The sequence below is a fragment of the Kribbella hippodromi genome, assembly GCF_039531045.1.
GTDB classification, from domain to species: domain Bacteria; phylum Actinomycetota; class Actinomycetes; order Propionibacteriales; family Kribbellaceae; genus Kribbella; species Kribbella hippodromi.
This window is the reverse complement of the sequence record NZ_BAAAPH010000010.1, coordinates 236,019-258,680: the sequence shown is the minus strand read 5'-3', so window position 1 is coordinate 258,680 and position 22,662 is coordinate 236,019. Positions and strand designations below refer to the sequence as shown.

General features: G+C 68.2%; 20 protein-coding genes. 4 read left to right on the top strand and 16 right to left on the bottom strand.

The window, feature by feature from the left end:
- Nucleotides 1-92 precede the first annotated feature (92 nt).
- Entirely contained in the window at nt 93-1,283 is a 1,191-nt protein-coding gene (locus tag ABD260_RS17930) for a PucR family transcriptional regulator (protein ID WP_344234719.1), read from the top strand.
- Here ABD260_RS17930 and ABD260_RS17925 read toward each other — a convergent pair.
- The 3 genes from ABD260_RS17925 to ABD260_RS17915 all read right to left on the bottom strand — a co-directional run bounded on the left by ABD260_RS17925 (nt 1,239) and on the right by ABD260_RS17915 (nt 3,908).
- Nucleotides 1,239-2,510, bottom strand: a complete 1,272-nt coding sequence (locus ABD260_RS17925) for a wax ester/triacylglycerol synthase domain-containing protein (RefSeq protein WP_344234718.1) — start codon at nt 2,508-2,510, stop codon at nt 1,239-1,241. The genes ABD260_RS17930 and ABD260_RS17925 overlap by 45 nt on opposite strands.
- On the bottom strand, nt 2,507-3,298 hold the full coding sequence (locus ABD260_RS17920) for an SDR family NAD(P)-dependent oxidoreductase (RefSeq protein ID WP_344234717.1): 792 nt from the start codon (nt 3,296-3,298) through the stop codon (nt 2,507-2,509). The genes ABD260_RS17925 and ABD260_RS17920 overlap by 4 nt, the downstream gene beginning before the upstream one ends.
- A 187-nt stretch (nt 3,299-3,485) precedes the next feature.
- The gene (locus ABD260_RS17915) at nt 3,486-3,908 is read right to left on the bottom strand and encodes a PRC-barrel domain-containing protein (RefSeq protein ID WP_344234716.1); all 423 of its coding nucleotides are present in this window, start codon (nt 3,906-3,908) and stop codon (nt 3,486-3,488) included.
- A gap of 230 nt (nt 3,909-4,138) precedes the next feature.
- Here ABD260_RS17915 and ABD260_RS17910 point away from each other — a divergent pair, with 230 nt between their 5' ends.
- Both ABD260_RS17910 and ABD260_RS17905 read left to right on the top strand, forming a co-directional pair.
- Nucleotides 4,139-5,344, top strand: a complete 1,206-nt coding sequence (locus tag ABD260_RS17910; RefSeq protein ID WP_344234715.1) for a DUF418 domain-containing protein — start codon at nt 4,139-4,141, stop codon at nt 5,342-5,344.
- A gap of 7 nt (nt 5,345-5,351) precedes the next feature.
- Nucleotides 5,352-6,083 carry a TetR/AcrR family transcriptional regulator gene (locus tag ABD260_RS17905; RefSeq protein WP_344234714.1) on the top strand — a complete coding sequence of 244 codons (732 nt, stop codon included), beginning with the start codon at nt 5,352-5,354 and terminating at the stop codon, nt 6,081-6,083.
- Between the two features lie 175 nt (nt 6,084-6,258).
- Here ABD260_RS17905 and ABD260_RS17900 read toward each other — a convergent pair whose 3' ends face one another.
- The 12 genes from ABD260_RS17900 to ABD260_RS17845 all read right to left on the bottom strand — a co-directional run bounded on the left by ABD260_RS17900 (nt 6,259) and on the right by ABD260_RS17845 (nt 21,697).
- Nucleotides 6,259-6,861 (bottom strand): TetR/AcrR family transcriptional regulator, encoded by a 603-nt coding sequence (locus tag ABD260_RS17900; protein WP_344234713.1) that lies wholly within the window; start codon nt 6,859-6,861, stop codon nt 6,259-6,261.
- Nucleotides 6,858-7,784 carry a GTP-binding protein LepA gene (locus tag ABD260_RS17895; RefSeq protein WP_344234712.1) on the bottom strand — a complete coding sequence of 309 codons (927 nt, stop codon included), beginning with the start codon at nt 7,782-7,784 and terminating at the stop codon, nt 6,858-6,860. The genes ABD260_RS17900 and ABD260_RS17895 overlap by 4 nt, the downstream gene beginning before the upstream one ends.
- A 76-nt stretch (nt 7,785-7,860) precedes the next feature.
- Nucleotides 7,861-9,138 (bottom strand): hypothetical protein, encoded by a 1,278-nt coding sequence (locus ABD260_RS17890; RefSeq protein ID WP_344234711.1) that lies wholly within the window; start codon nt 9,136-9,138, stop codon nt 7,861-7,863.
- Between the two features lie 18 nt (nt 9,139-9,156).
- On the bottom strand, nt 9,157-11,205 hold the full coding sequence (locus ABD260_RS17885) for a HelD family protein (protein WP_344234710.1): 2,049 nt from the start codon (nt 11,203-11,205) through the stop codon (nt 9,157-9,159).
- Nucleotides 11,206-11,330: 125 nt separating this feature from the next.
- Nucleotides 11,331-11,723 carry an antitoxin YezG family protein gene (locus tag ABD260_RS17880; protein WP_344234709.1) on the bottom strand — a complete coding sequence of 131 codons (393 nt, stop codon included), beginning with the start codon at nt 11,721-11,723 and terminating at the stop codon, nt 11,331-11,333.
- Complete coding sequence (locus ABD260_RS17875; protein WP_344234708.1) at nt 11,720-12,037, bottom strand: DNA/RNA non-specific endonuclease; 318 nt, start codon at nt 12,035-12,037, stop codon at nt 11,720-11,722. Before ABD260_RS17875 ends, ABD260_RS17880 begins: the two co-directional genes overlap by 4 nt.
- Before the next feature lie 118 nt (nt 12,038-12,155).
- A complete protein-coding gene (locus tag ABD260_RS17870; protein WP_344234707.1) occupies nt 12,156-14,825 on the bottom strand; it encodes an alkaline phosphatase family protein in 2,670 nt (889 codons plus the stop codon).
- 85 nt (nt 14,826-14,910) lie between these two features.
- Nucleotides 14,911-16,266, bottom strand: coding sequence for an ABC transporter permease (locus ABD260_RS17865; protein WP_344234706.1), 1,356 nt, complete (start codon nt 16,264-16,266; stop codon nt 14,911-14,913).
- The gene (locus ABD260_RS17860) at nt 16,266-17,231 is read right to left on the bottom strand and encodes an ABC transporter ATP-binding protein (protein WP_344234705.1); all 966 of its coding nucleotides are present in this window, start codon (nt 17,229-17,231) and stop codon (nt 16,266-16,268) included. The genes ABD260_RS17865 and ABD260_RS17860 overlap by 1 nt, the downstream gene beginning before the upstream one ends.
- A 100-nt stretch (nt 17,232-17,331) precedes the next feature.
- Nucleotides 17,332-19,113, bottom strand: coding sequence for an ABC transporter ATP-binding protein (locus tag ABD260_RS17855; RefSeq protein ID WP_344234704.1), 1,782 nt, complete (start codon nt 19,111-19,113; stop codon nt 17,332-17,334).
- Nucleotides 19,106-20,857 (bottom strand): ABC transporter ATP-binding protein, encoded by a 1,752-nt coding sequence (locus tag ABD260_RS17850; RefSeq protein WP_344234703.1) that lies wholly within the window; start codon nt 20,855-20,857, stop codon nt 19,106-19,108. The genes ABD260_RS17855 and ABD260_RS17850 overlap by 8 nt, the downstream gene beginning before the upstream one ends.
- Nucleotides 20,858-21,238: 381 nt before the next feature.
- Nucleotides 21,239-21,697 carry a nuclear transport factor 2 family protein gene (locus ABD260_RS17845; protein ID WP_344234702.1) on the bottom strand — a complete coding sequence of 153 codons (459 nt, stop codon included), beginning with the start codon at nt 21,695-21,697 and terminating at the stop codon, nt 21,239-21,241.
- A 53-nt stretch (nt 21,698-21,750) separates the two neighbouring features.
- On the opposite strand from ABD260_RS17845, the gene ABD260_RS17840 reads away from it, so the two are divergent.
- Nucleotides 21,751-22,257 (top strand): winged helix-turn-helix transcriptional regulator, encoded by a 507-nt coding sequence (locus tag ABD260_RS17840; RefSeq protein WP_344234701.1) that lies wholly within the window; start codon nt 21,751-21,753, stop codon nt 22,255-22,257.
- Here the strand turns inward: ABD260_RS17840 and ABD260_RS17835 are convergent.
- The gene (locus ABD260_RS17835) at nt 22,234-22,647 is read right to left on the bottom strand and encodes a hypothetical protein (RefSeq protein ID WP_344234700.1); all 414 of its coding nucleotides are present in this window, start codon (nt 22,645-22,647) and stop codon (nt 22,234-22,236) included. The genes ABD260_RS17840 and ABD260_RS17835 overlap by 24 nt on opposite strands.
- Between the last annotated feature and the right edge of the window lie 15 nt (nt 22,648-22,662).

Below are 22,662 nucleotides of genomic sequence, written 5' to 3'. Positions count from 1 at the left end.
ATCGGCAGCAGTTTCCTGCCAACTCTGCCTCGGTGGACCACATTCCACCGGCAGAAATTTGTCACGGAGTTACAGTTGGCTTGGAGGATCCGATGACTGTCGTACCGTTTGAGCGGGGCAGGCTCGAAGAGGCGCTGCTGAAGGGGCTTCCTGATCTGCTCGCGGAAGTTCGTGACCGGCTGGTGGAGCATTGGCCGGATTACGCGGCCTTTCTCGACACCGACCGGGACTCGGTGCTCGGGCCGGCCGAGTTGTTCGTGCACCGGCTACTGGACATGTCGATCGCCAACTTGAACAGTCCGGAGGAAACGACGTTCGAGCGCGGCGACGAGACCGTACGCCGCGTGTTCGAGGAAATCGGCCGCCGGCAGCTGCAGGAAGGCAACGACCTGACCCGGCTGCTGACCGCCTTCCAGCTCGGCGCGCGGGTCGCCTGGCGGCACGTCGCCGCGACCGCACTGCGGCTGGATTTCGCGCCGGTGCACCTGGCGGCGCTGGCCGATTCGGTGTTCGTGTTCGTCAACCAGCTGTCGTTCTCCGCCGCGAACGGCTACCTCCAGGAGCAGATCGACGACGCGATGGCCCGCGAACGCCGCCGCGAGGAGCTGGCCAACCTGCTGCTCTCCGGCCGCGCCAGCACCGAGGCGATCCGGTCGGCAGCGCAGCAGGCGGCGTGGCGCATCCCGGACACCGCCGCGGTGGTCATCTACAGCGACGGCGACCAACTCCCCGCGGGCGCGCTGATCCCCCGGCTGGAGCCCGGCGCGCTGCCGATCCGGCGCAACGGACTCGTGGTCGGCGCGATCGTCCCCGAACCGGCCGGTCCCGGACGCCGTCTGCAGCTCGCCCGTGAACTCGCCGGCATGGCCGCTGTCGTCGGAAATTCAGTGGCCGTCGCGCAACTGCCCCGCAGCCTGGAGATCGCCCGCATCGCGGTGCGGTTGCGGCGTACGGGCGTACTGTCCGACGACCCGGTCTTCGCCGACGAGCATCTGGACGCCCTGATCGTCTGGCGAGACGAGGCGCTGGTCGCCGCACTCCGCGACGAAATGCTCGCGCCGCTCGAAGGCGAAACCGCCGCAGCGCGCGAACGGCTCGCCGAGACGCTCGCCAGCTGGCTGCGGCACTTCGGCGACCGGCAGGCGATCGCCAACGAGTTGAGCATCCACCCGCAGACCGTCCGCTACCGGATGGCCCGCCTCAAGGCCCTGTACGGCGAACGGCTGGACGACCCGGAGTCACGCGCTCGCCTCTTCCTCGCCCTCGAATGGCCCGGTCCCTGACGCGTCATCCAGTTGCCTGAGCGTACGACCTACGCGCGCCGCCAACGCCGCGCCATCGACGAGCCGCGGATCGCTCGCCAGCCCGATGCCGAGAACGCCCGCCCAGCTCAGTGCACCGACTGCAAGTGGCGTGCCTGGTACGAGCGGCAGGATCGGGTACGCCAGCCGGTGTTCCACGCCGGCGAAGGTCAATTTGTCGGTGACGCCTGGCAGGTTGGATACGACTGCGTGCAGGAATCGCGGACCGTACACGGTGCGGGCGAACCATTGCGCGAACGGCTCCGGCACGACGCGCAGGCCGGTTGCCATCACGAATCGTGAAGCCAGTGCGCGCGTGGGGCGGCGTAGGCGTTCGGTGCGCGCGGAGACTTCGGTCAAGAGGTCGTCGAACGGACGGCCGTCCACCGGAACCTCGACGATGATCGCGCCGGTGGCATTGCCTTCCGCGGCGCTGTCGGGCGTACGCACCATGGTGGTGATGGAGAACCGCATGGTGCCCGGGAGATCCTTGCCGACGGCATGCAATCCGTCGGCAAGGGCAGCGATGAGGAGGTCGGTGACGCGTACGCCGCGGGCTGCTGCGAGCCGCCGTACCGTGTCCAGGGGGAGGTCGGCGACGCTGAACTGACGCTGGGCGGAACCGCCGGGCAACTTCGCTGCGGTCCCATCGGTCGCCAACTGCGCCAGCCCGACCGCAACCGCCGCCGCACGTCCCAGCCGCCCGACCCCGCCGCCGGCAGGCAACGCCAGTTCAACCCGGGGCTCGAACAAACTGAACGTCTGCAGGACGGTCCCGATCCCGTCCGCAATCGCATGATGCACCAGCACCACCAGCGCATCAGTCCGCTCGGTCCCACCTACGTCGCGGACCAGGGCGATGCGCCAGAGTGGGCGGTCTCTCGGCATCGGCTGCTCGGCGAGTTCGCCGACGAACCGGAGCAGGCCTGCCTCACCATCCGTCGAGTGATGCTCGATCACGTGCCAGTCGAGGTCGACGTTCTCCGCCTCCACCCAGCGTGGGCGGCGCCAACGACTCTCCGGACCGAGACGCTGGCGCATCCTCGGCAACCGCGCGAATCCCGCACCCACCAGCGCCCGGACCTCTTCAATCGTCGGCCGCCGGTCGGCAGGTTCGAGCATGACGATCCCACCGACGTGCTGCGCCGCCCCCGTCCGCTCGATGTGCAAGAAGAACGCATCAGCCGACGGTACGGCGCTCCCACTCATCGGCTCTGCACCTGCTCACCAAAGCGCGCCGACAACCGCCGGTACACGCCCGGAGCAACCCCGCGGACAGCCGGCGCCACGCGCAGCCAGCGCGGTACCCAGCTCTCGGCGCGATCGTTGGTGATGCCATCGACCAGCGCCCGCGCGACCCGATCCGCCGGTACCGGGCGCGGACGTGCCCGGTCATATGCGCGACCGCGCGCCGCGAAGAACCCGGTGTCCACCACACCCGGTACGGTCAGGCTCACCCCCACACCTGTATCACGAAGTTCCAGCCGAAGGCTCTCCGCGAAGATGTCGAGCGCGCCTTTCGTGGCGGCGTACACAGCCTCGCCCGCCACCCCTGTACGCCCGGCGATCGACCCAACCAGCGCGAGATGCCCGCTGCGACGCTCGATCATCGGGGGCAACAGACGGCGGATCAGGTGCAGCGGCGCTAGCAGGTTGAGCCCGACGAGGTGCTCCAACTCCGGACCGCTCAACTCAGTGAACGGCCCTGACCAGCCGGCGCCTGCGTTGGCTACGAGTACATCAACCTGCCCGTGAACCGCGACCGCTTCCCTGGCAACTTCCGCCGCCGCACCGGGCACCGCCAGGTCCCCCAGCACCACCGCGCCACCCACCCGATCGGCGACAGCAGCTGCGCGCCCTTCATTCCGCCCATGCACCACCACCCGGGCCCCCGCCGCGGCAAGCCGCTCCACCACCGCGGCCCCAATCCCCGCCGACCCGCCGGTCACCAACACAACCCGCCCATCCAGCCGCATCACACCTCCCACCCCCACCATGCACCCACCTCATCCCCCCCACCCCGCCGCCACGACGCGCTTTGAGAAGCCACCGCGTAAAAATCGGGACCGAAAGTACGTGGTGGGTTCTCAAAGCCGAGGTTGTGGGCGAGATGGTGGGCCGGGGTGGTGGGGCGGGGTGGTTGGCGGGGTGGTTGGCGGGGGGTTGGCGGGGTGGTTGGTTGGGTCAGCGGAAGGGGTAGCCGGGGTAGCGGTAGCCGGGGGCCCAGTACGGGGTCATTCCGTAGTAGCCGTAGAGGGTGTTCAGGTCGTCCGGTGGCTTGAACTCTTCCAGCTCGGGGTCGTAGCCGGGGGCGGATGCGATCTCGGATCGGGTCTTGCCGATGGTCACCTTTTCCTCGGTCACCTCGACGACGGCGTCCACGGGGATCAGGCGGTGTTCGGCGCCGATTCCGAGCAGGCCGCCGGACGCCACGTCGAGCAGGCGGACCCGGCGTTCGTCCGCGTCGATGAACAGCGTGCTGACCTTGCCGATGTCCTCGCCGTCGGATCCGACCACGGTACTGCCACGGACGTCGTCCTCGGGTTTCGCCAGCATCAGGTCGGTGTCGTCCAGCCGGATCAGGCCGATCGGTACTTCCTCGGTCATGATGTGCCACCTCCAGGCCCCGGCGGGTACCCGCGAACCCGCCCCGCCATTCGCCCAGCACCGGGCCGCAGCCGTTCACGCGGCACCGGGCGCGCGGCTCGGTCGGTGCGGATCCCGGTCCGGCGCCGGTACGGATCCGGGTCCGGCCGGGGTTCTCCCCGGGTCCCGGAGGACCCTGGGTCCAATAGTATGCGTTGCATAGTTTATCTCGCACACTATTGGAGCCGAGCATGACAACCACAACGCACGCCCGGTCGGTGGCCGGCGCGGTGCCGGTGCGGGAGCGAATCCTGGCGCCCGACCTGGCCCGTGGCTTCGCCCTGCTACTGGTCGCCCTCGCGCACGCGACCGGCATCCTGAACGGCACCGTCCCGGGTGTCGACCCCGACCCGCACGGCCCCGAGCGGGCCTTCTACTTCGTGATGTTCATGTTCGTGCACGCCTCCGCGCTGCCGCTGTTCGCGATGCTCTTCGGGTACGGCCTCGTGCAGTTCATGCGCCACCAGGACGAGCGCCAGGTACCGCCGGCGAAGACCCGCGCGGCACTGCTCCGGCGCCACCTCGGCCTGCTCGTACTGGGCGCACTACACGGCATCTTGCTGTTCGTCGGCGATGTACTCGGCGCGTTCGGCCTCGTCGGCCTGGTACTGACCGTGCTCGTACTGCGCCGCGGCAAGTGGGTGTACCGCATCGGCCTTGCGTACCTCGCGTTCGGCATCGTCTACCTCGGCGTACTGGCGGCACGCGTCTATCCGTCGATGTCCGGCAACTCGACCACCGACGTACCGGTCGGGCCGGACCCCACGGGAACGCTGCCGACCTATGCGGAGTCCGTCAGCGAGCGCCTGACGGACTGGCCGATCAGCACGCTCGTCCTATTGTCAACAATCCTGTTCGCGATGATCGGTATGTGGGCGGCGCGGGAGCGGATCCTCGAGGAGCCGGAGAAGCACCGCAAGCTGCTGTGGGGCGGTGCGATCGGTGGATTCGCGATCGCGATTGCCGGTACGTTGCCGATCGCTCTCACCGCCGCCGGGGTCGCCGGACCGGAGCAGTCGCTGGCCGGTGCGGCGAAGCAGCTGTACGAAGGCGCCGGGCTGTTCGGATCGGTCGGGTACATCTCGGTCTTCGGTCTGATCGGTTTGCGGCTCGCTCGTCGCCAGGGCGAGAGCCGCGTCGCCGGCGCACTGGTAGCGCTCGGGCAGCGGACGCTGACGTTCTACCTCTTGCAGTCTGTGTGTTGGCAGCTGCTGCTGACGCACTACGCGCTCCGGCTCGGTGAGCGAACGGACAGTCCGGCGTACACCGCGCTCGCCTGCGCGCTCGGGGTCTGGCTGGTCAGCCTGGTCCTGGCGTCGGTCCTGCAGCGGTACGGGTACCGCGGGCCGGCCGAGCGACTGATCCGCTGGTTCACGCACGGAAGCAATCGGCGATGATCTGACCATGCCCCCAGCACCACCCGAAAGCACAGACCATCCGGCCGAGCTGGCCCGGTTGTGGCGGACCGCTGGTCCGTCACGGCTGGGCCGGCGGCCGGAGCTTGATACCGAGCGGGTTGTCCGGGCCGCCGTCGAGCTCGCCGATCGTGGCGGGCTCGACGCGGTCGTGATGGCCAAGCTGGCGAGCCATCTCGACGTCACCACGATGGCTCTCTACCGGCACGTCGGGTCGAAGGACGAGCTGCTCGTACTCATGCAGGACGTTGCCGTCGGCGAACCACCCGCGATCGAGGCCACCGCCGACTTTCGCGCCGGCCTCCGGCATTGGGCCACAGCGATGCGCAAGTCGTACGACGAGCACCCGTGGCTGGCTGCCGTGACCGTCGGCGCACCGCCGCTCGGCCCGTACAGCGTCGCGTGGATGAACCTGGCGCTGGCCCAACTCCGCGCAACCACGCTGGACTGGCCCGAAAAGCTCGCCATCGTCGGCCTTCTCAGCAGTTATGTCCGCGAGTCGGCCCGTCTGGCGATCGACTTCGCCAGCACCGGCGCAGGTACTCCAAAAGCCGAAGCAGAGTACGCCCGCAGCCTCGCGCGGCTCATCGACCCCACCACGTACCCAGAGGTCGCTGAACTACTCACCGCGGGCGTCCTCGGCGCCACCCAAGCCGAAGACGCCGAAGACGAGTTCAATTACGGCCTGACCGTCATCCTGCGAGGCATCACACCGCACTAACACCAGCCACCCAAACCGGTTTGGGGCAGATCACCCACCCGAATCCGGCGGTAGAGCTCCCCAGTCCAGGCGCACAAGTGCCCCCAAACCGGTTTGGGGCGGGTGGCGGGCGATGCAGGGCGGGTGGTGAGTGATGCGGGGCGGGTTGTGGGTGATGTGGGGCGGGTTGGCGGGTTCAGTTCTGTGGGCGTACTCCGTGCGGTGCCGCCGGTCTGGTGAGGGACTCGGCCAGCAGGTCGATGACGGCCGCGTGTCGCTTGGCCGGGGTGTCGTCCTGACCTAAAGCGACAGTGTCGAGAAAGACTCGGCTGACCACCAGCTCGGCCGCGGTTCGTACCCGGGCCGGATCGTCGACAATATCGTCCGCCCCGGCCAGCACCTCCGCGACCGTGACCGCCGCCTCCTCGAACAACTCAGCCGCCCGAGATGCGATCTCCGGCCGCCCCTGCGCCTCCCGGAAGACGATGATCCGCGTCGCCCGGTCGTCTTCGAGTTGCTGGGCCATAGTGTCGACAATCCGACGAAGCCGCCGCCGCACCGTCCGGCCGCGCGCCGCCGTGCGCAGCACCTCGCTCGGTGCCGGGCGCTCCTGCACGATCGCGAGCAGCAGCTCCAGCTTCGTCGCGAAGTGATAGAACACCAGCCCGGACGGTACGCCGGCCTCGTGCGCGATCCGGGCCGTCGACGTCGCGTCGTAGCCGTGCTCGGCGAACAGCCGCTCGGCGGTTTCGACGATCAGCTGCCGCTTGGTGTGACGCGCGTGCGCGGGAGCAGTCATGAGCCGGCTGGTTGGGCGGCGGGCCAGGTTTCACCTTTCCGCTCGGCGGCGAGCTCGACAGCCCGCCGCAAGGACTTGAACACATAGTCCGGTACCCGTAGTCCACGCCGGTGCGCAAACATCAGCTCATACTCGGCGCGGCCCACCTGGCGGGCGTACTCGCGCAGCTCGGCCTCACCGCCGTCGCTCATCCGCAGCGCCTTCATCACGTCACCGAAATCGGTCACCTGCCGCTTGTTGTACGCCCCGACCACTTCGAACGTACGCTTCCGCAGCGCGCGCGTCAGCCACTTCTGCCAGCCGGACATCTGTCCCCACAACCCCTGCGCGGCCAGCTGGTAATACGCGAAATGGCCCGGCTCCTGGCGGCGGATCGGCGCGATCACGGTCCTGGCGATCGCCTTCTCCCCCAGCTCGAGCAGCCCGGCGTGCAGTTTGTTGTACGCGAGCACGGCCGACCGCTCCGTCGCCAGACCGGTCAGGTAGTAGAGCATCCGGCTGATGTCCTGCACCCCGGGCATCCGGCCGAGCGCACCGAGTAGCTTGAGGCTGAAGTCCACCTCGGACAGGTTCGCATCGGTCGGGGCGCGGCCGGCCTGCTGCTGCAGCTCGTCCAGGATCAGCCCGTGCTGGATCTCCTGCGGCATCCACACGTCGGCGTAGAAGTGCTTGTCCACCTCGGGCGGGTCCGGCAGCAGGATGTTCAGCTCCAGCACGTTCCGCTCGACCTCGAGCTCGACCCGGGCCATGTAGTCCAGGACGTGGCCGAACTTCTCCGCCAGCAGCCCCGGCCGCTTCATCGTGTAGTCGACGCTGTCGAGCGGGATCGGCGGGTGCTCCTCGCCGAGCCGGTCGACATGATCGGCCAGCCGGCTGTCCTCGCGGCGGCGACGTCGGGATGTGGTGACATTGCTCAGAAACATAGGCGGCACCTCGCTCGGTCTTCAGGGATGCCAGCTCGATCCCCCAGAGGTAAGCCTAACAAGGATGACTGACTGATCAGTCAGTCAGAGCTGTGACCCCGGCAACAGCGGGCGCCGCGTACGGGGCGTCCGGCAGCCCGAGGTTCCGCCAGACGAACCGCGGGATCCGGCCCAGGAACCCGTACAGGAACGCCGAACTGGCCGCGATCGCCGGCTGACTGTGCTCACTCGGGGTGAACCAGACCCAGTCCGCTTCGATCCGGAAGGTGTACCCGCCGGCCGCCATCAGGTATTCCATTTGCCGCGGATGGATCACGTCGTACGCGAACTTGGTGTGCTGCGCCTGCACGGCGAACCGCTTGTTGAACGCCTCGCTCTCGAAGCTGATCCCGCGGCCGAACCCCTTCCGCCCGACCTGCAGCTCCGGCATCCGGACCGGCAACTGGAACCCGAGGATCGGCTCGCTGTGGTTCTCCGTCACGGTGCGCGTCTGCGTACGGCCTTCGCTGTCCGTGGACGTTTCGGTGCGGGTGGTCTGCCAATGGTGGGTGAAGGCAACGAACGGCGGACCGTCCCCGTCGCGGCCACGAATCACGTCCGACGTGCTGTGACTGTGCCCGCCCCGGTTCACCGGCGTGACCTCGAGCAGACTGTCGTCGACCCCGACCCAGTGCCAGTCCGGGTGCTGGTAGAACGTCAACCGGTCCGGCGGCTCAGGCTGAATCCATTGGTCCAACGGCGCCGCATCGATCCTCGCCGCGACCGCCGCGAGCTGATCGAGCCAGGCCGCGAGCAGGTCGACGTCCTTGCGCGGCGGATCGAGCACGACGAGCTGATCGCTATCGACGCTCAGGTTCAACTCACCCGAAACCAGCCCCGTCAGCTGCGAACACACCTCCGGCGTCAGCACAGCCTGCGCGTACGCGGTGTCCCGCGCGCCGATCTGCCACCCGGCGCCGAGCTGTGCCGAAGCGGGGACGACATGTGCGTTCACGCCGTACCGAGTCGGCGCGCCACCGCCCATGATCCACAACTCGGGCAGCCGCCGCGACAACTGCACCATGCCGACCCAACCGGACCAGTGGTCCGACTTGTACTCGATCACCTGGAACGCCCGGCCGCTCGTCGTCGTGCCGATGACCTGATCGTCAGGCTTGCGGTTGAAACCGAGCCCGAACGGCGGGTTGCCGAGTCGCGCGACCGAATCCCAGCCCGGCGTGTTGACGAAGGTCCAGCCACGCTTGCGCACCGAGCTGATGAACTGCTGACGGCGCACCAGCGCAACGATTCCCCAGACGATCCCGGCCGCGGCCAGCACAGCCAGTACCAGTCCGATCGCTACCCATACGCTCACCGGCGCACCTCCTTCGAACTAGAGGGTAGCGGCCGCAAGGGGTCCGGGAAGGGGCTCGGCGTGCACGACCTGGAGACTGCTGACGGCGCGAGTAAGTACGACATACAGCCGGTGCAGGCCGCGTGGCTCGGCCGCGACGATTCGGGAGGGCTCGGCAACGATCACCGCGTCGAACTCCAGGCCCTTCGCCAGCGTGGCGGGTACGCAGACCAGCCGCACGGTGTCGACCTCGTCCTCGGTCTCGCCGAGCAGCGCGGTCTCCAGACCGGCGGCCGCGATCGCGTCCCGGAGCTGCCCGACGTGATCGTCCGCCGCGATCAGCGCGACCGAACCCTCACCGGCGAGCGCGGCCTGGCACTCAGCCACCACCTGCGCCGCGAGCGTCGCCTCGTCCGCCTCGACAATTCCCAGTGCGTCGGCAACGGTTCGTACGCCGGTCGGCTTGCTGAGCGTCGGCGCGATCTCGGGCAGCAGCCGGGCGGCGAAGTTGATGATCTGCGCCGGCACCCGGAATCCACGGTCCAGCTCGGCAACCACGCCGTCGCTCTTGTCCAGATGCCCGAGCACCAGGTCCCACGATCCCGCGGCCCAGGGCGTCGTGGCTTGCGCGAGATCGCCAAGGACGGTGGCCGAGCCGGTACGGCAGCGGCGGCCGAGTGCCCGCAACTGCATCGCCGACAGGTCCTGCGCTTCGTCCAGGACGAGATGCCCGAGCGATCCGCTGTGCCGTTCGATCAAATCCTCCAGCTCATCGAGCAGAACCGTGTCGGCGAAGGACCATTTGGTCGATTTCCACGAACGCGGCGGTTTCGTCCAGAGCAGGGCCGTACGCTCCGCATCCGTCAGCTCCGGCGCGGCGGCGGCCAGGAAGCCGGCGTCCGAGAAGAGCCGGTGCAGTACTTGCTCCGGGACGACGCGCGGCCAGACCGAATCGAGCACTTCCTTCACCGGCTTCGAGCGAGCGACCGCGTTCTGGACGCGATCATCGGGCGACTCGGCGCGCTCCTCCATCCGGACCAGCACGACGTGCGCGATCCGCTGTGCAAGGGCATTCCGGCCGGGCGCGTACCGGGTCGACTCGCGCAGGTCGGTGACGATGTCGACGACCTCGTAGTCGTGGACGCGATAACGCCGCGATCCCTTGCTGTAAAGGACTCCCTCGGTCGGCGTACCCACGTACGACCACAAGGCCCGCCGCAGTACGCAGGCCATCCGCGCGTCGCCCTTCAACCGCTCGGCCTCCGAATCGTCGGTGGCAGCAGTGGGTCGGGTGAGCAGTTCGTCGATCGTGATCTGCCGGACATCGACCTCACCGAGCGCCGGCAGCACCTTGCGGATGTACGAAAGGAACGACTTGTTCGGTCCGACGATGACGACGCCGCCGCGGCCGAGGCGTTCGCGCTCGGTGTAGAGCAGGTACGCGACGCGGTGCAGGCCGACGGCCGTCTTTCCGGTGCCGGGCGCACCTTGCACGCAGACGCTCGGATGCAGCGGCGCGCGGACCAGGTCGTCCTGCTCCGGCTGGATGGTGGCCACGATGTCGCGCATCGGGCCCGTCCGCGGCCGCTCGATCTCGGCGCGCAGGAACGCGTCGGCCTGATCGGGCTGATCGGCTTCGGCGGTGCCGGTGAGTGGTTCGTCCTCGAAGCCGGTCAGGTCGGCCGCGTCGGAGAACCCGTAGCGGCGGCGCATCAGCACCCGCTGCCGGTCGCTCTTGGTGGCGCGGTAGAACGGCACCGACACCGGCGCGCGCCAGTCGATCACCAGCGGTACGCCGCTGCCGTCGTGCACGTGCCGACGGCCGATGTAGATCTGGTCGAGGTCCTCGATCGTGCCCGGTTCGTAGTCGAGCCGGCCGAAGAAGAGCGGTACGTCGGGCAGGTCGAGCAGCGCGTGCGTACGCATCTCCTTGGCCCGCTGGTTGGCTTCGTTGGTGAAACGCTCGTCGTTGTCCTCGCCGCCGATGACCTGGACGTCACGGTCGACGACCTCGGCGTACATCCGGCTGAGGGCGGCGCGGGCGGTGTCGAGAAAGGCGCGTTCGGACGCGAGTTCAGGTTCGGCCATCGGAAAGCAAGCCTCGAATCGTGAGTGGCTGGGTCACGCCCCGGAGCAGATCCATCCGGTTCGATTCGATCCCGAAAAAGACAGATCGAGGACGTTACCAGCGGCTCAGGGCGACCGCCACCGATTTATTTCAGCCACTCCGGCGTGTGCTCCGGGTCCCGGGGGAACTCGGCCAAGTCGGCCTGGTAGATCGCCGGATCGACCGGCAGCGACCAGGCCGGCGGGCGGTCGTAGTCGAAGTCCGTCGCGAAGTGCCCGGTCGCGGACACCGTGACCCGAGCGGTCAGCCAGGCGCCCTTGCCCGGCTGGTACATCTGCCGGCGCAGCTCCTCGAAATGGTCCTCGAGCCCTTCCGGCAACGGATCGAGCTGGGTCTGCCCGGCCGGTCCGGTCACCTCCGCGTCCAGTTCCGCGTACGAGGTGGTGGCCCGGTACACCGCGGTCACCTCCCGCCAGCCGCCGGGCAGGTCCGCGACCAGCGCCCGTGCGATGGTGTCGATGACGCCGATCTCGCTCATTCGGCTCCCCGGGCAGAAGGCTTGGTCTCCTTGAAGATACTCCGCGGCGACCGCTGCCCATCGTGCCGGGCGACCACGGACCGGCCGGACGGCCGCCGGCTCGTGCCATTCGCGTGGCGTACGTCAATGGCCGCATGTACTTGCCCGCCGTCGTCGTTGCGTTCCCGATCCGGCTTGCCCGCATCGCGCTGGGCTTCGGTGTTGCGGCGGTCCTCGTTCTGCTCGGCGGGCAGCCAGCCGAGCCAGCCCTCCGCGTGCGTGACCCGCGCGTGGTCATCGGTCACGTACAGATAGCGGTCGTCGACCACGTACACCGACGGCGCGGACGTCGGCCGGATCGGCGGGTTGCTCGATCCGGGCCGACGCCCGCGGTCGCTGTGGCATGCGCTGTTTCTACATGCCGGTTCTTAACTCGTGGTTACCGTTCGATGGTCAGCCGTCGTTCTCGGCGGCGGGGATGACCGCGCCGGGGACGTTCTGCGGGGCGAAGATCTGGGCCTCACCGGGGTACGGCGTGGACCAGTTGTGCGCCTCGTACCAGTTGTAGTGGTTCATCTGGGCCGGGTTCGCGAAGTCGGCCTTCGCGTTCGGGCCGGTGGTGTGCTGCTGGTCCTTCCACGCCGACCACTGCGCCGCCATCGACTCCATCCCGGCCGGTACGGTCGCGGTGGGTGCCGCGGCGACGTTCGGGTTCTGCGCCGCCGGCGTGTCCGAGCCACAGGTCGGCTGCGGCTTCACGCCGCCGGTCAGCGAGGTCCGGTTCGGGACCGCGGTGAACGGCGTGAAGTTCGGCTTGCTGGTGAACGCGCCGAACATCGGGGTGGCAGCGGTGTCCTTCTGGTTCATCGGCTTGATCCCGAGGATCTGCTCGATCGTCCGGATCATCGTGATCTGGGTGTAGTAGTGACTGTCCACCACACCGTGCTGGGCGTACGGGCTGATGATCTGGATCGGCGCCCGGTGCCCGTCGACGTGATCGAGCCCCGCCTGCGAGTCGTCCTCGACGATGAAGATCGCCGAGTCCTTCCAGTACTTGCTGTGCGTGATCTGGTCGACGATCCGCCCGGTGGCCAGGTCGTTGTCGGCCACCTGCGCCGGACCGTTGGCAGCACCACCGGTGTGGTCGTTGGACAGCCAGAACATGTTCAGGTTGGCCGGGCCGTTCTTCAGGAAGTCCTGCTTCCAGATCTCCGCCTTGTAGATGTCCGGCACGTTGGTGTCGAACTGCGGGAAGCCCTGCACCGACACCTTGTTCAGCGACGGGATCGCCGAGCCGGTCTGGATCGGGTACTGGGTGCTGGAACCGGTGGACCGCATCGTCAAGGTGTCGCAGTACAGGTTCTGCCAGCTCGCGCCGGCCGGCTTCTGCTCGATCGATTGGAACTCGCCGAAGTCCTTGACGCTCTTGCCGGCCGCCTGGGCACCGGTCCAGATGAAGCCGCTCTTCTGGTGGCCGAGGGCATCGTTCTCGGTGTCGTAGCTGCGCAGGTACTCACCGGCCGACGACTCGGTGTACTCCGGGTTGTCCGCCTGCATCAGCCAGTTGTGACCCTCGGCGGAGTTCGTGCCGACGTCGTAGGTGTTGTCGTACAGCCCGAACTGCTTGGCCAGCGCGTGCTGGTTCGGCGTCACGTTCTCGCCGTACTGCGCCAGCGCCGGGTCGCCGTTGCCCTCCGGGATGTCGCCGTACACCTGGTCGTACGTCCGGTTCTCCTTGACGATCAGGAACACGTGCTTGATCGTCGACGGCGCACCAAGCTTCGCCGGTACCGGCACCGGGTTGCGATGGCCCTTGTCCGTGGCGAGCTGCGCCGAGCCCTTCGTCCAGCCGTTCTGGTCGAAGACCGTCTTGGTGTACTTCTTGATCGCGTGGTCGTCCGGCAGCTGGAACTTGGTCAGGCTGGACGTGGTGTCGTGCGTCGCGTGCCCGGCGGCCGTGGTGTCCCGGCGGGCGTCGATCCCGCGGGTGTTGGACACGACGATGTCCTTGCCGACCTGAGCGAGCTCGGCCGGGAAGTAGTCGGTCGGCAGCAGACCCACGTAGCTGACCGGCTCCAGCGCGTTCTTGAACTTGTACACCGCGACCGCGTTCGCCCGGCCGAGGGTGACCAGCAGGTGGCCGTCGTCGGTGAGCGTGACGCCGTTCGGCTCGTAGCCGACCGAGGCCTCCGGCCAGGGCTGCGTGGCAATGGTCTGGACTACCTTGCCGCGCTTGGTGTCGATCACCGAGACCGAGTTGGTGGCGGTGTTGGTGACGAAGACGACGCCGTTCTTGGCGTAGATGGCGGTCGGGTGCAGGCCGACGTCGATGCTGGCCGGCGCGGCCGACGGGTTCGCCGTGTCGATCACACTGACCGTACCCGTGGTGGTGATCGCGTTCTCGTTCGAAACCACGTCGGTGCCGTACGAGTTGATCGTCGTGTCACCCGGCTTGGCCGGACGGCCACCTTCGTTGCTCACGTACAACTTGCTGCCGACCATCACCATGTCGCGCGGCGCGTTGCCGGTCGCCCAGCTCTGCTTGATGGTGCCGGTGGCGGTGTCGATCGCGACCACCCGGTTCTGGCCGTTCACGGCGGCGTACACCGTCGAGCTGTCGGCCGAGAACACCGCTTCACTGGCCAGCGCGTGCTTGGCGCCGTCGGCGGCGATGGACACGAACGTCGGGTTCGCCAGCGATCCGTCCGGGTTCACGTCGAACTTCCGGTAGCCGTCGGTCTGCCCCAGCCAGACCTGCTTGCCGTCCGGCGAGTACGTCGGGCCTTCCTGGCCGATGTCGTTACCGGGGATCCTGAGGTCCGCGGCGGCGTTGTTGCCGACGTACTGCTGGACCTTCCAGTTCTTCAGGTCGACGATCGCCAGGGCCATCCCGCCGTCGGTCACGCCGGCGGCCAGGTGGCTGCCGTCGGGGCTGACCGTCGACGACATGATCTTGCCCTTCTGGAGGACAAGACGGTCGCCGATCGGCTTGATGTACTGGTCGGACGAGATCACCTGACCCTTGTCGGTGACCTGCCCGACCTGGTCGTGACCGAAGCCGGTCGTCGAGGCGACTGCCGTCCCGGCCAGGGCCACCGCGACCGCGGTGGTACCCGCGGTCACCAGTGGTACTCTGCGCCGGAGGGGACTCGACGAGCCCTTTCCGTCACGCCTGCGGCGGCGTGTTACCTGCATGGGAACTATCCCTTCACTTGGCGGGTAGCAGTTCGATGTTGCCGTCGAACTGCCACAGTGGGTTCGGTTGATCCCCGGACGGGGTGCGGACCAGGAAGAAGCCGTTAACTTCTTTCGGTCCGTCCCCGTCGGCGACATACCGACCGAGTGGGTTGATGTCGAGCTGATAGATCGCCGAACCGGCGGCCTCAACTCCCGGGATGTGCCAACTGACGACGCATCGCCAGTCGTTGCCGGGCCCGCGGGCGGCGACCTGGTCGCCACCCTTGGTGCACTCGGCGGCGCTCTGCAGCTGCTCCTCGGTGACATCGGCCCGATTGAGCTCTTTGGTCTGCAGGCGGTACAGGTGCGCGAACTCGACCGCTACCGCCCGCTGCACCTTGTCCTGGTCGATCCCGGACCCGAAGCCGGCCACCGGAGCGACGGCCGCGGTGCTGACACCGAGCAAGACGACGAGGGGCAGCAGGCCGGCCGTGACCGCGAGCCGGCCGGAGCCGTCGTTGGTCGGGTTGGTGAAGTCGCGCCGGACGAACAGGAAGTAGGCAAGACCGGTCGCGACCACTGCCCAGACCAGACTGACCACAACACCGATCAGTAGTGGACCAAGCTGCGCCGGACTGGTGAACAGGCCGTTCCAGCTGATGAAGGCATACCCGGGAAGCGCCAGGCGAAACGCCACCGGCACCGGCAGCTGCTGCACGATCTGCATCGCCAGCGCGACCACGGCCGGAAGCAGCAGGCCCATCGGCGAACGGCCGAGGGCGACCGAGCCGAGCAGACCGATCGCGGCCAGCGCGAGCGTCGGTGCGAGCGCGCAAAGCCAGGCGAGCAGTACGGCGCCGGCCGCGTCACCGGGTGACAACAGATGGCCGTCCAGGCCGATCAACTGGCGGTTGCCGACCACCAGTACGCCGCTGATCGTGCTGGACACGACGAGCCCGACGACCAGCAGGACAATGACAGTACCGCTGGAGAGCGCCTTTGAGATGAAGATGCGGCGCGGCGACCGCACCGCGACGAGCAAGTGCCGCCAGGTACCGAGGCGATCCTCGGACGCGAACACATCACCCGCGATCAACGAGGTGAGCAGCGGCAGCGCCCAGGAACCGGCGAAACCGAGCAGCACCAGCGGACCCGCCCAACCGGTCGCGTGCATCGAGCGACCGAACAACGTGTCGACCGGAAGCGAAGCCTGCTTGCTGATCACCGTCACGAACACCGCGGGCGCGAGCCAGCAGGCGATGATCAGGACCCGCACCCGCCACTGGGTCAGCAGCTTGACGAGTTCGAAGCGGTACCCGCGGATCACCGGTACCCGCGGCGCTGCCGACACCTCGGCGGTCGCGGGCTCGGCGGCAGTGGCCGTCATCAGTTCGTCTCCTGCTGTTCGGTGAGGGCCGGTTCGGTAAGGGCCAGGAACGCGGCTTCCAGCGGCGAGACCACCGGCGCCAGCTCGCGGACGGCGATGTCGTCGCGGACCAGCGCCTTGACGAGTTCGTCGAGCGCCGGAATGGTCGCGGAGATGACCAGCAATTCGACGCCGTCCTGGACGCTGGCGTCGTCGCGCAGCCGGATCCCGGGCGTACGACGGGCCAGCCGGCGCGCCGCCGCCGGGTTCGAGGTGATCACGCGATAGTCGAGCTCACTGTCCTCGGACGCCAGTTTGCTGATCGGTCCAGAGAACGCGACCCGCCCGGTGGCGAGGATCGTCACCTCCGAACAGAGCGCCTCGACGTCGTCCATCCGGTGACTCGACAACATCACCGCTGTACCGTCGGCGGCCAGCCGGGTCAGTACGCCGTACACGTGCTTCTTGCCGGCCGGGTCGAGGCCGTTCGACGGCTCGTCCAGGATCAGCAACCGTGGCTTGGTGAGCAGCGCGGCGGCCAGGCCGAGGCGTTGCCGCATCCCGAGGGAGAAGCCGCGGACCCGGTCGTCGGCGACATCGCTCAGACCGACCTGGTCGATCGCGTCGTCGATCTTCAACGTCCGCGAGCCCTCGCCCTTCCGGTCGCCGCGCAACGCGGCCAGGGCGGCGAGGTTCTGCCGGGCGGTCATCGACGGGTACAGGCCTGGACCGTCGACGAAGCCGGCCACTCCGTCCGGAACAGCGAGCACGCGGCCCACCGGCGTACCGAGAATCTCCAGGGTGCCTTTGTCAGGAACAGCAAGTCCGAGCAGGAGACCGAGCAACGTGGTCTTGCCAGCACCGTTCGGTCCGACCAGGCCATGCAACTGCCCCGGTGCGACGTCGAGGTCCACGCCGTCGAGCGCGACGACCTCGCCGAAGAACTTGCTGATGCCACGAGCACGGACAGCGGGCGGTGTGTCCATGGTTAATACATTAGAAAGAGATGTACCGATGGGTGAAGACCGAAAGTTAACTATTGGCGAACTGGAGTGAACTCCTTCAGCTCATGCTCTCAGCGCATTCTCAGCGGTAGGCGCGAGCTTGGAGCTCGAACAGCTCCGCGTACCGGCCGTTCGCGGCCAGCAGCTCCGCGTGCGTACCGAACTCCTCCATCCGGCCGTGGTGCATGACGACGATCAGATCGGCCATCCGCACGGTGGAGAACCGGTGCGACACCAGGACGGTGATCCCGCCGGTCTCGGTGGCGGCGGTCTTGGCGGCGTCGGCGTACTGCTCGTACAAGCGATGTTCGGCTTCCGGATCGAGCGCGGCCGTTGGCTCGTCCAGCAAGAGCAGCAGCGGTCGCTCGCGCATGAAGGCGCGGGCCAGCGCGAGCCGCTGCCACTGCCCACCGGACAGCTCCACGCCATCGGCGAACTTCTTGCCCAGCTGGGAGTCCAGTCCCTTCGGCAATCCGGCCACTACCGACTCCGCGTCACCACGTGCGACGGCCGCGAGGACCGCGTCCTCGTCGCCGAGCCGCGCGACATCGCCGATCCCGACCACCTCGCGCGCGGTCAGCTCGAACTTCACGAAGTCCTGGAACCCTGCCGACAACTGCGATCGCCACGCGTCCGGCTGGATGGTGGCGAGATCGGTCCCGTCGACCAGGACCTGCCCGGTCGTCGGGTCGTACATCCGGGCCAGCAGCTTCACCAGCGTGGTCTTGCCCGCACCGTTCTCCCCCACCAACGCAACCGCCGCGCCGGCTGGGATCTTCAGGTCGATCCCACTCAGCACAGCCGACTCCGAGCCCGGGTACGAGAAGCCGACGTCACGCAGCTCGATGCCGGAGGTCAGCCGCTCCGGCGCTTTCGTCCGGCTCGTACGCCACGCGTTCTGCTTCGCGTACTCACGCAGCCAGTCGTACCGGCTGAAGCTGCGTACTACCTCGCCGACCCAGTACACGTTCTGGGCGATACCGCCGGTCATTTGGTCGATCTGCCGGGCGAGGAGCAGTACCAGGACGACGTCGCCCGCCGTCGCCTGGCCGTTCCGCGCGCGGGCGACCACCCAAACGACCCCCGCGGCGTACGCGAGACCGAACCCGAGCCGGACCGAACCGTCGATCTTGCCGCCCCAGCGCGCGGCCGCGACCCGCCGGTTGAAGGGCTCGGTCTGCAGCGCGAAGATCTTGTCGATCAGCACCTTGCCGAGGCCGAAGACGCGCAGCTCCAGCCCGGTCCGCGGGTCCTTCGACACCTCGATCAGCCGGTCGACGAGCCGTTCCTGCGGCATCGAGTCCTCCCAGGCCTTCTGCTGCCGGGTGCTGCTCACGTACGCCGACCAGATCCGCGCGACACCCAGCAACGGGAGCACGAGCAGCAACGGGTGCACGGACCCGAGCAAGGCGAGGACGGTCGCGGTGTTGGTCACCGTGGCGAACGCCCACAGGATCACCTCGGCACCGACACCCATCCGCCACGCGCGCTCACGGACCAGCTCCAGCCGATCGGCGACATCCGGCCGCTCGTGCTGCGACAGGCCGGGAATCCCGGTGGTCACGTCCAGCAGGTCGGCGTGGACCCGCCCGGCCATCCGCTCCTGCGCGGTCTCCTGCAGCGGCCAGCCGAGACTGTCCGCGACGAAGGACACCGCGAGACCGCCGACGATGATGGCGATCCCGAGCGCGATCGTGCTCGACCGGTCCGACGCGATCCCGTCGACCAAGCGGCTCACACCGTACGTCTGCGTCGGCGCCGTGATCGCCCGCGCCGCGACCAGTACCGTCGACAGCGCCATCAGCGCCGGCGCCGCCCGGAACGACGTACTCACCCAAAGTTTGAGGATTCGCAGGTTACGCATCGAGCGCCTCCGAACCGGTCACGTAGCGCTCGGCCTGCAGGCGGAACATGGTCGCGTACTCGCCGTTTCCGGCCAGCAGCTCCTCGTGCGTCCCGTCCTCGATGATCCGGCCGTCGGACAGTACGCAGATCCGGTCCGCGTTCCGTACGACCGAGAACCGGTGCGAGATGATCAGTGACGCGACGCCGGAGGTGAGCTCCAGATAGCGCTCGACCAGCTCGGCTTCGGCGCGGACGTCGAGCGCCGCCGCCGGCTCGTCCAGCACCAGCACTCCGGCACCGGCGTGTACGGCGAACAATGCGCGGGCGAGCGCGACGCGCTGCCACTCACCACCGGACAGGTCGACACCGCCGTCGAACGTCTTGTCCAGCACGGTGTCCCAGCCCTTCGGCAACCCGCGGACGACCGCGTCGATGCCCGACTCGCGCGCGACCCGGGCGAGCGACAACTCGTCACCCGCCCGCTCCACCGCGCCGAACACGACATTGTCGGTGACCGACAGCGGGAAGCGCAGGAAGTCCTGCACGATCGCGGCGACGCGGCGCTGCCAGGCAGCCAGATCAAGATCGGCGAGGTCGACACCATCGACCAGAATCCGGCCGCTGGTCGGCCTGTACACACCGCCGAGCAGCTTCACCAGCGTCGACTTGCCGGCGCCGTTGACGCCGACCAGCGCGAGCGCCTCGCGGGCGTGCAGCGTCAGGTCGAGCTCCTTCAGCACGGCCACGTCGGAGCCCGGGTAGTGGAAGCTGACCTTCTCGAACCGGACCTCGCGGGCCGGCATCGTCTCGATCCGGTGCTGGGTCGTGACGACCGGCTCCGGGTGCCTCGTCTCGATCGTCGCGGGCAGGTCGCGCATCGCCCGGTACGCGGACAGGCCGCGGCGGACCTGCGCCACGCCGTACCCGTTGCTGGACTGACCGATCGCGAGGATGGCCGGCAGTGTGGTCGCGACCTGGGTCAGCTGCAACGAACCGTTCAGCGCCGCGCGGCCGACCGCGATGATCGCGATGCCGTTCACGATCAGCTGGACGCCGCCGATCAGCAAGGTCCGCTTCACGTTCGACCTGCGGCGCGCCCAGACCGGGCGGTAGCCGGCCGTCCATTCACCGACGTACCGCTTGACCAGCCAGTTGTGCAGGCCGAAGACGCGCAGCTCTTTCGGCGCGTCGCGCATGCCCAGGTCGAACAGGTAGTGCGCCCGGCGCTGCTCCTCGGTGTTGCCCCACCAGACGTCGACCTCACGCTCGATCAGGCGGCCGCTGTGCCACTCCAGCAGCACCGCCATCGCGACCAGCATGACGGCGACCCACCACGCGAACATCGCGCCGACGATGATCGCCGATCCGATCAGGGTGATCCGGCTGGCCAGCAGGAACGGCAGTTGGCTCATGCCGTGTGCGAGGTGGAAGCCGCCTTTGCCCTTGGCGCGCTCTTGGACGTCGAGCACTTCGGTGTCTTCGAGATGCTGGATGCGGCGTGGGCGTAGCAGCGGTTCGGTGATGCCGGTGCCGATCGCGCGGACCAGGGACGCGTCCATCGTCAACGAGGTGAGCTGCTGCAGTGCTGGTGTCAGGCTGTCGATCACGAAGACCGCGAGCAGCGCGCCGAGCAACCAGCCGAACGCGCCCAGGGCCATCGCTCCGGGGCGTCCGTCGATCACACCCGGAACCGCCCCGACGACCCGGCCGGTCAGCAACGTGACCGCCATCCCCAGCAGCGAACCGAGGACGGCCAGACCCATCGTCAGAAGGGTGCTCCCAGGTGCCACACGAACGCCGTAGCGAAGCAGAGTCAGCACCAGACAGACCGTAACCGCCCCCACCGACAAAACGCACCCGAGTTTCCGGCCAAGACCGCAAACAACCCCAAATCAGCCACCCACCACCAACGATCAGTGCGGGCGGGCGTGTTGTGCCCCAAACCGGTTTGGGGAGGATGAGTGCGTAGAGCGGGGCGAGTTGTACCCCCGGAACGGGCTGCTGGGCGCCCCAAACCGGTTTGGGGAGGGCGGGTGCGTGGAGCGGGGCGAGTTGTACCCCCGGAACGGGCTGCTGGGTGCCCCAAACCGGTTTGGGGGCACGCAGGTCGTCGGGCGGTTGGGGCTGGGGTGCGAGCGCGACGGCTAGCCGGTGATGGGGGTGGCGTGGGCTTCTTCGTAGCCGGCGGCGGCCAGGCGGTCCAGGGTGCGTTGGAGGACGGCGGTGTCCTCGAGGGTTCGGACCTCGGTGATCTTGCCCCACTTGATGCGCAGGATCTGGTGGACCACGTTCTCGTACGTCGAGCCGTCCACGACGCCGACGTGCACGGTGACCGCGGTCGCGACGCTGGTGTTCCACGGCCAGCCGCTGACGATCACGTCCTGAACGTCGAACCGGGTGTTCGGCAGCAGCCGGAAGCAGCGCTCCCACCAGCGCCGGAGCGCCTCGTGCGTACGCCGCTCACCCCCGAGCGCATGGTCGCCGTAGAACCGGTACGTGAACGACGGCGCCATCCCGGCCACCATCGCCTCCCAGTTGCCCGCACTGATCTGCGCGAACGCGTTCCGCACCTGCCGCGCGACGATCCGGTGGTAAATGCTCATGAATCCACCCTAGGCCTAGTAAGTTCAATAACACAACTGACTAGAATGACGGCATGCGGAACACCAGCTTCAAGCCGATGCACTGCTCGCTCGCCCAGTCCCTGGAAGTCATCGGCGACTGGTGGACACCCCTGGTACTACGCGACCTGTACCTGGGCCTGAACCGCTTCGACCAACTGGTCACGGACCTGGGCGTCTCCCGCAACCTGCTCACCGATCGACTGTCCACCCTGATAGACGGCGGCCTGGTAGAACGCACGCCGTACCAGCAAAACCCAGTCCGCTACACCTACGAGCTGACCGACGCCGGCCGCGAGCTCGTACCGATCCTGATGGCACTCACCGCATGGGGTGACCGCTGGGCAACTCCCCCGGCCGGTCAGCCGATCCGCTTCACCCACACGACCTGCGGCAAGCTCACCACGCCAACCGTGTGCTGCTCGGAGTGCGGCGACCCATTACAGATGGACGACGTCAAACCGTCACCCGGACCAGGCGGCCGGACAGCTCCTGGTACGGCGTTGATCGCGACTGTGCTAGGAATCGAGCCGAAGCTGTAGCAGCTCGGCGAGCGGCATCGACTCGCCGTCGCGCGCGCCCTGACCGACCACGAGCGGCGGATCGGAGGCCTCGACCCGCGCGCCCGCCACTCGCGCCTTCAAGCTGGCCGGCACGCCGAGAATGTAGAAGTTCCCGTCGACGTCGACGGCCAACGAGCGGTTGCGGCGCAGGTACCAACCGACCAGCTCGGTCCGGTAGCTCGCGTTCGACCCGATCACCTGGGCACGTAACGGCTCGGGCTCGACCCCACGCTCCTTCAGCGTCGCGATGAAGTCCCGCAGCAACTCCCGAGCCCGCGCGGTCTCGCCGGCCTTCTTCCGCTCCAGCGCCGCGGCATGCTCGGCCGCCGCCTGCCGCCGCTCCTCACGCCAGCTCGTCTCGTTGCCCACCACCTCAGCCTAGAA

Coding starts and splice junctions, on each gene's coding strand:
- ABD260_RS17930 (WP_344234719.1), top strand. CDS start 93: ATGACTGTCGTACCGTTTGAGCGGGGCAGGCTCGAAGAGGCGCTGCTG.
- ABD260_RS17860 (WP_344234705.1), bottom strand. CDS start 17,231: ATGGACACACCGCCCGCTGTCCGTGCTCGTGGCATCAGCAAGTTCTTC.
- ABD260_RS17880 (WP_344234709.1), bottom strand. CDS start 11,723: ATGAGCGAGATCGGCGTCATCGACACCATCGCACGGGCGCTGGTCGCG.
- ABD260_RS17850 (WP_344234703.1), bottom strand. CDS start 20,857: ATGGGTCTGGCCGTCCTCGGTTCGCTGCTGGGGATGGCGGTCACGTTG.
- ABD260_RS17845 (WP_344234702.1), bottom strand. CDS start 21,697: ATGAGCATTTACCACCGGATCGTCGCGCGGCAGGTGCGGAACGCGTTC.
- ABD260_RS17895 (WP_344234712.1), bottom strand. CDS start 7,784: ATGTTTCTGAGCAATGTCACCACATCCCGACGTCGCCGCCGCGAGGAC.
- ABD260_RS17840 (WP_344234701.1), top strand. CDS start 21,751: ATGCGGAACACCAGCTTCAAGCCGATGCACTGCTCGCTCGCCCAGTCC.
- ABD260_RS17910 (WP_344234715.1), top strand. CDS start 4,139: ATGACAACCACAACGCACGCCCGGTCGGTGGCCGGCGCGGTGCCGGTG.
- ABD260_RS17915 (WP_344234716.1), bottom strand. CDS start 3,908: ATGACCGAGGAAGTACCGATCGGCCTGATCCGGCTGGACGACACCGAC.
- ABD260_RS17855 (WP_344234704.1), bottom strand. CDS start 19,113: ATGCGTAACCTGCGAATCCTCAAACTTTGGGTGAGTACGTCGTTCCGG.
- ABD260_RS17865 (WP_344234706.1), bottom strand. CDS start 16,266: ATGACGGCCACTGCCGCCGAGCCCGCGACCGCCGAGGTGTCGGCAGCG.
- ABD260_RS17885 (WP_344234710.1), bottom strand. CDS start 11,205: ATGGCCGAACCTGAACTCGCGTCCGAACGCGCCTTTCTCGACACCGCC.
- ABD260_RS17905 (WP_344234714.1), top strand. CDS start 5,352: ATGCCCCCAGCACCACCCGAAAGCACAGACCATCCGGCCGAGCTGGCC.
- ABD260_RS17925 (WP_344234718.1), bottom strand. CDS start 2,510: ATGAGTGGGAGCGCCGTACCGTCGGCTGATGCGTTCTTCTTGCACATC.
- ABD260_RS17920 (WP_344234717.1), bottom strand. CDS start 3,298: ATGGTGGGGGTGGGAGGTGTGATGCGGCTGGATGGGCGGGTTGTGTTG.
- ABD260_RS17900 (WP_344234713.1), bottom strand. CDS start 6,861: ATGACTGCTCCCGCGCACGCGCGTCACACCAAGCGGCAGCTGATCGTC.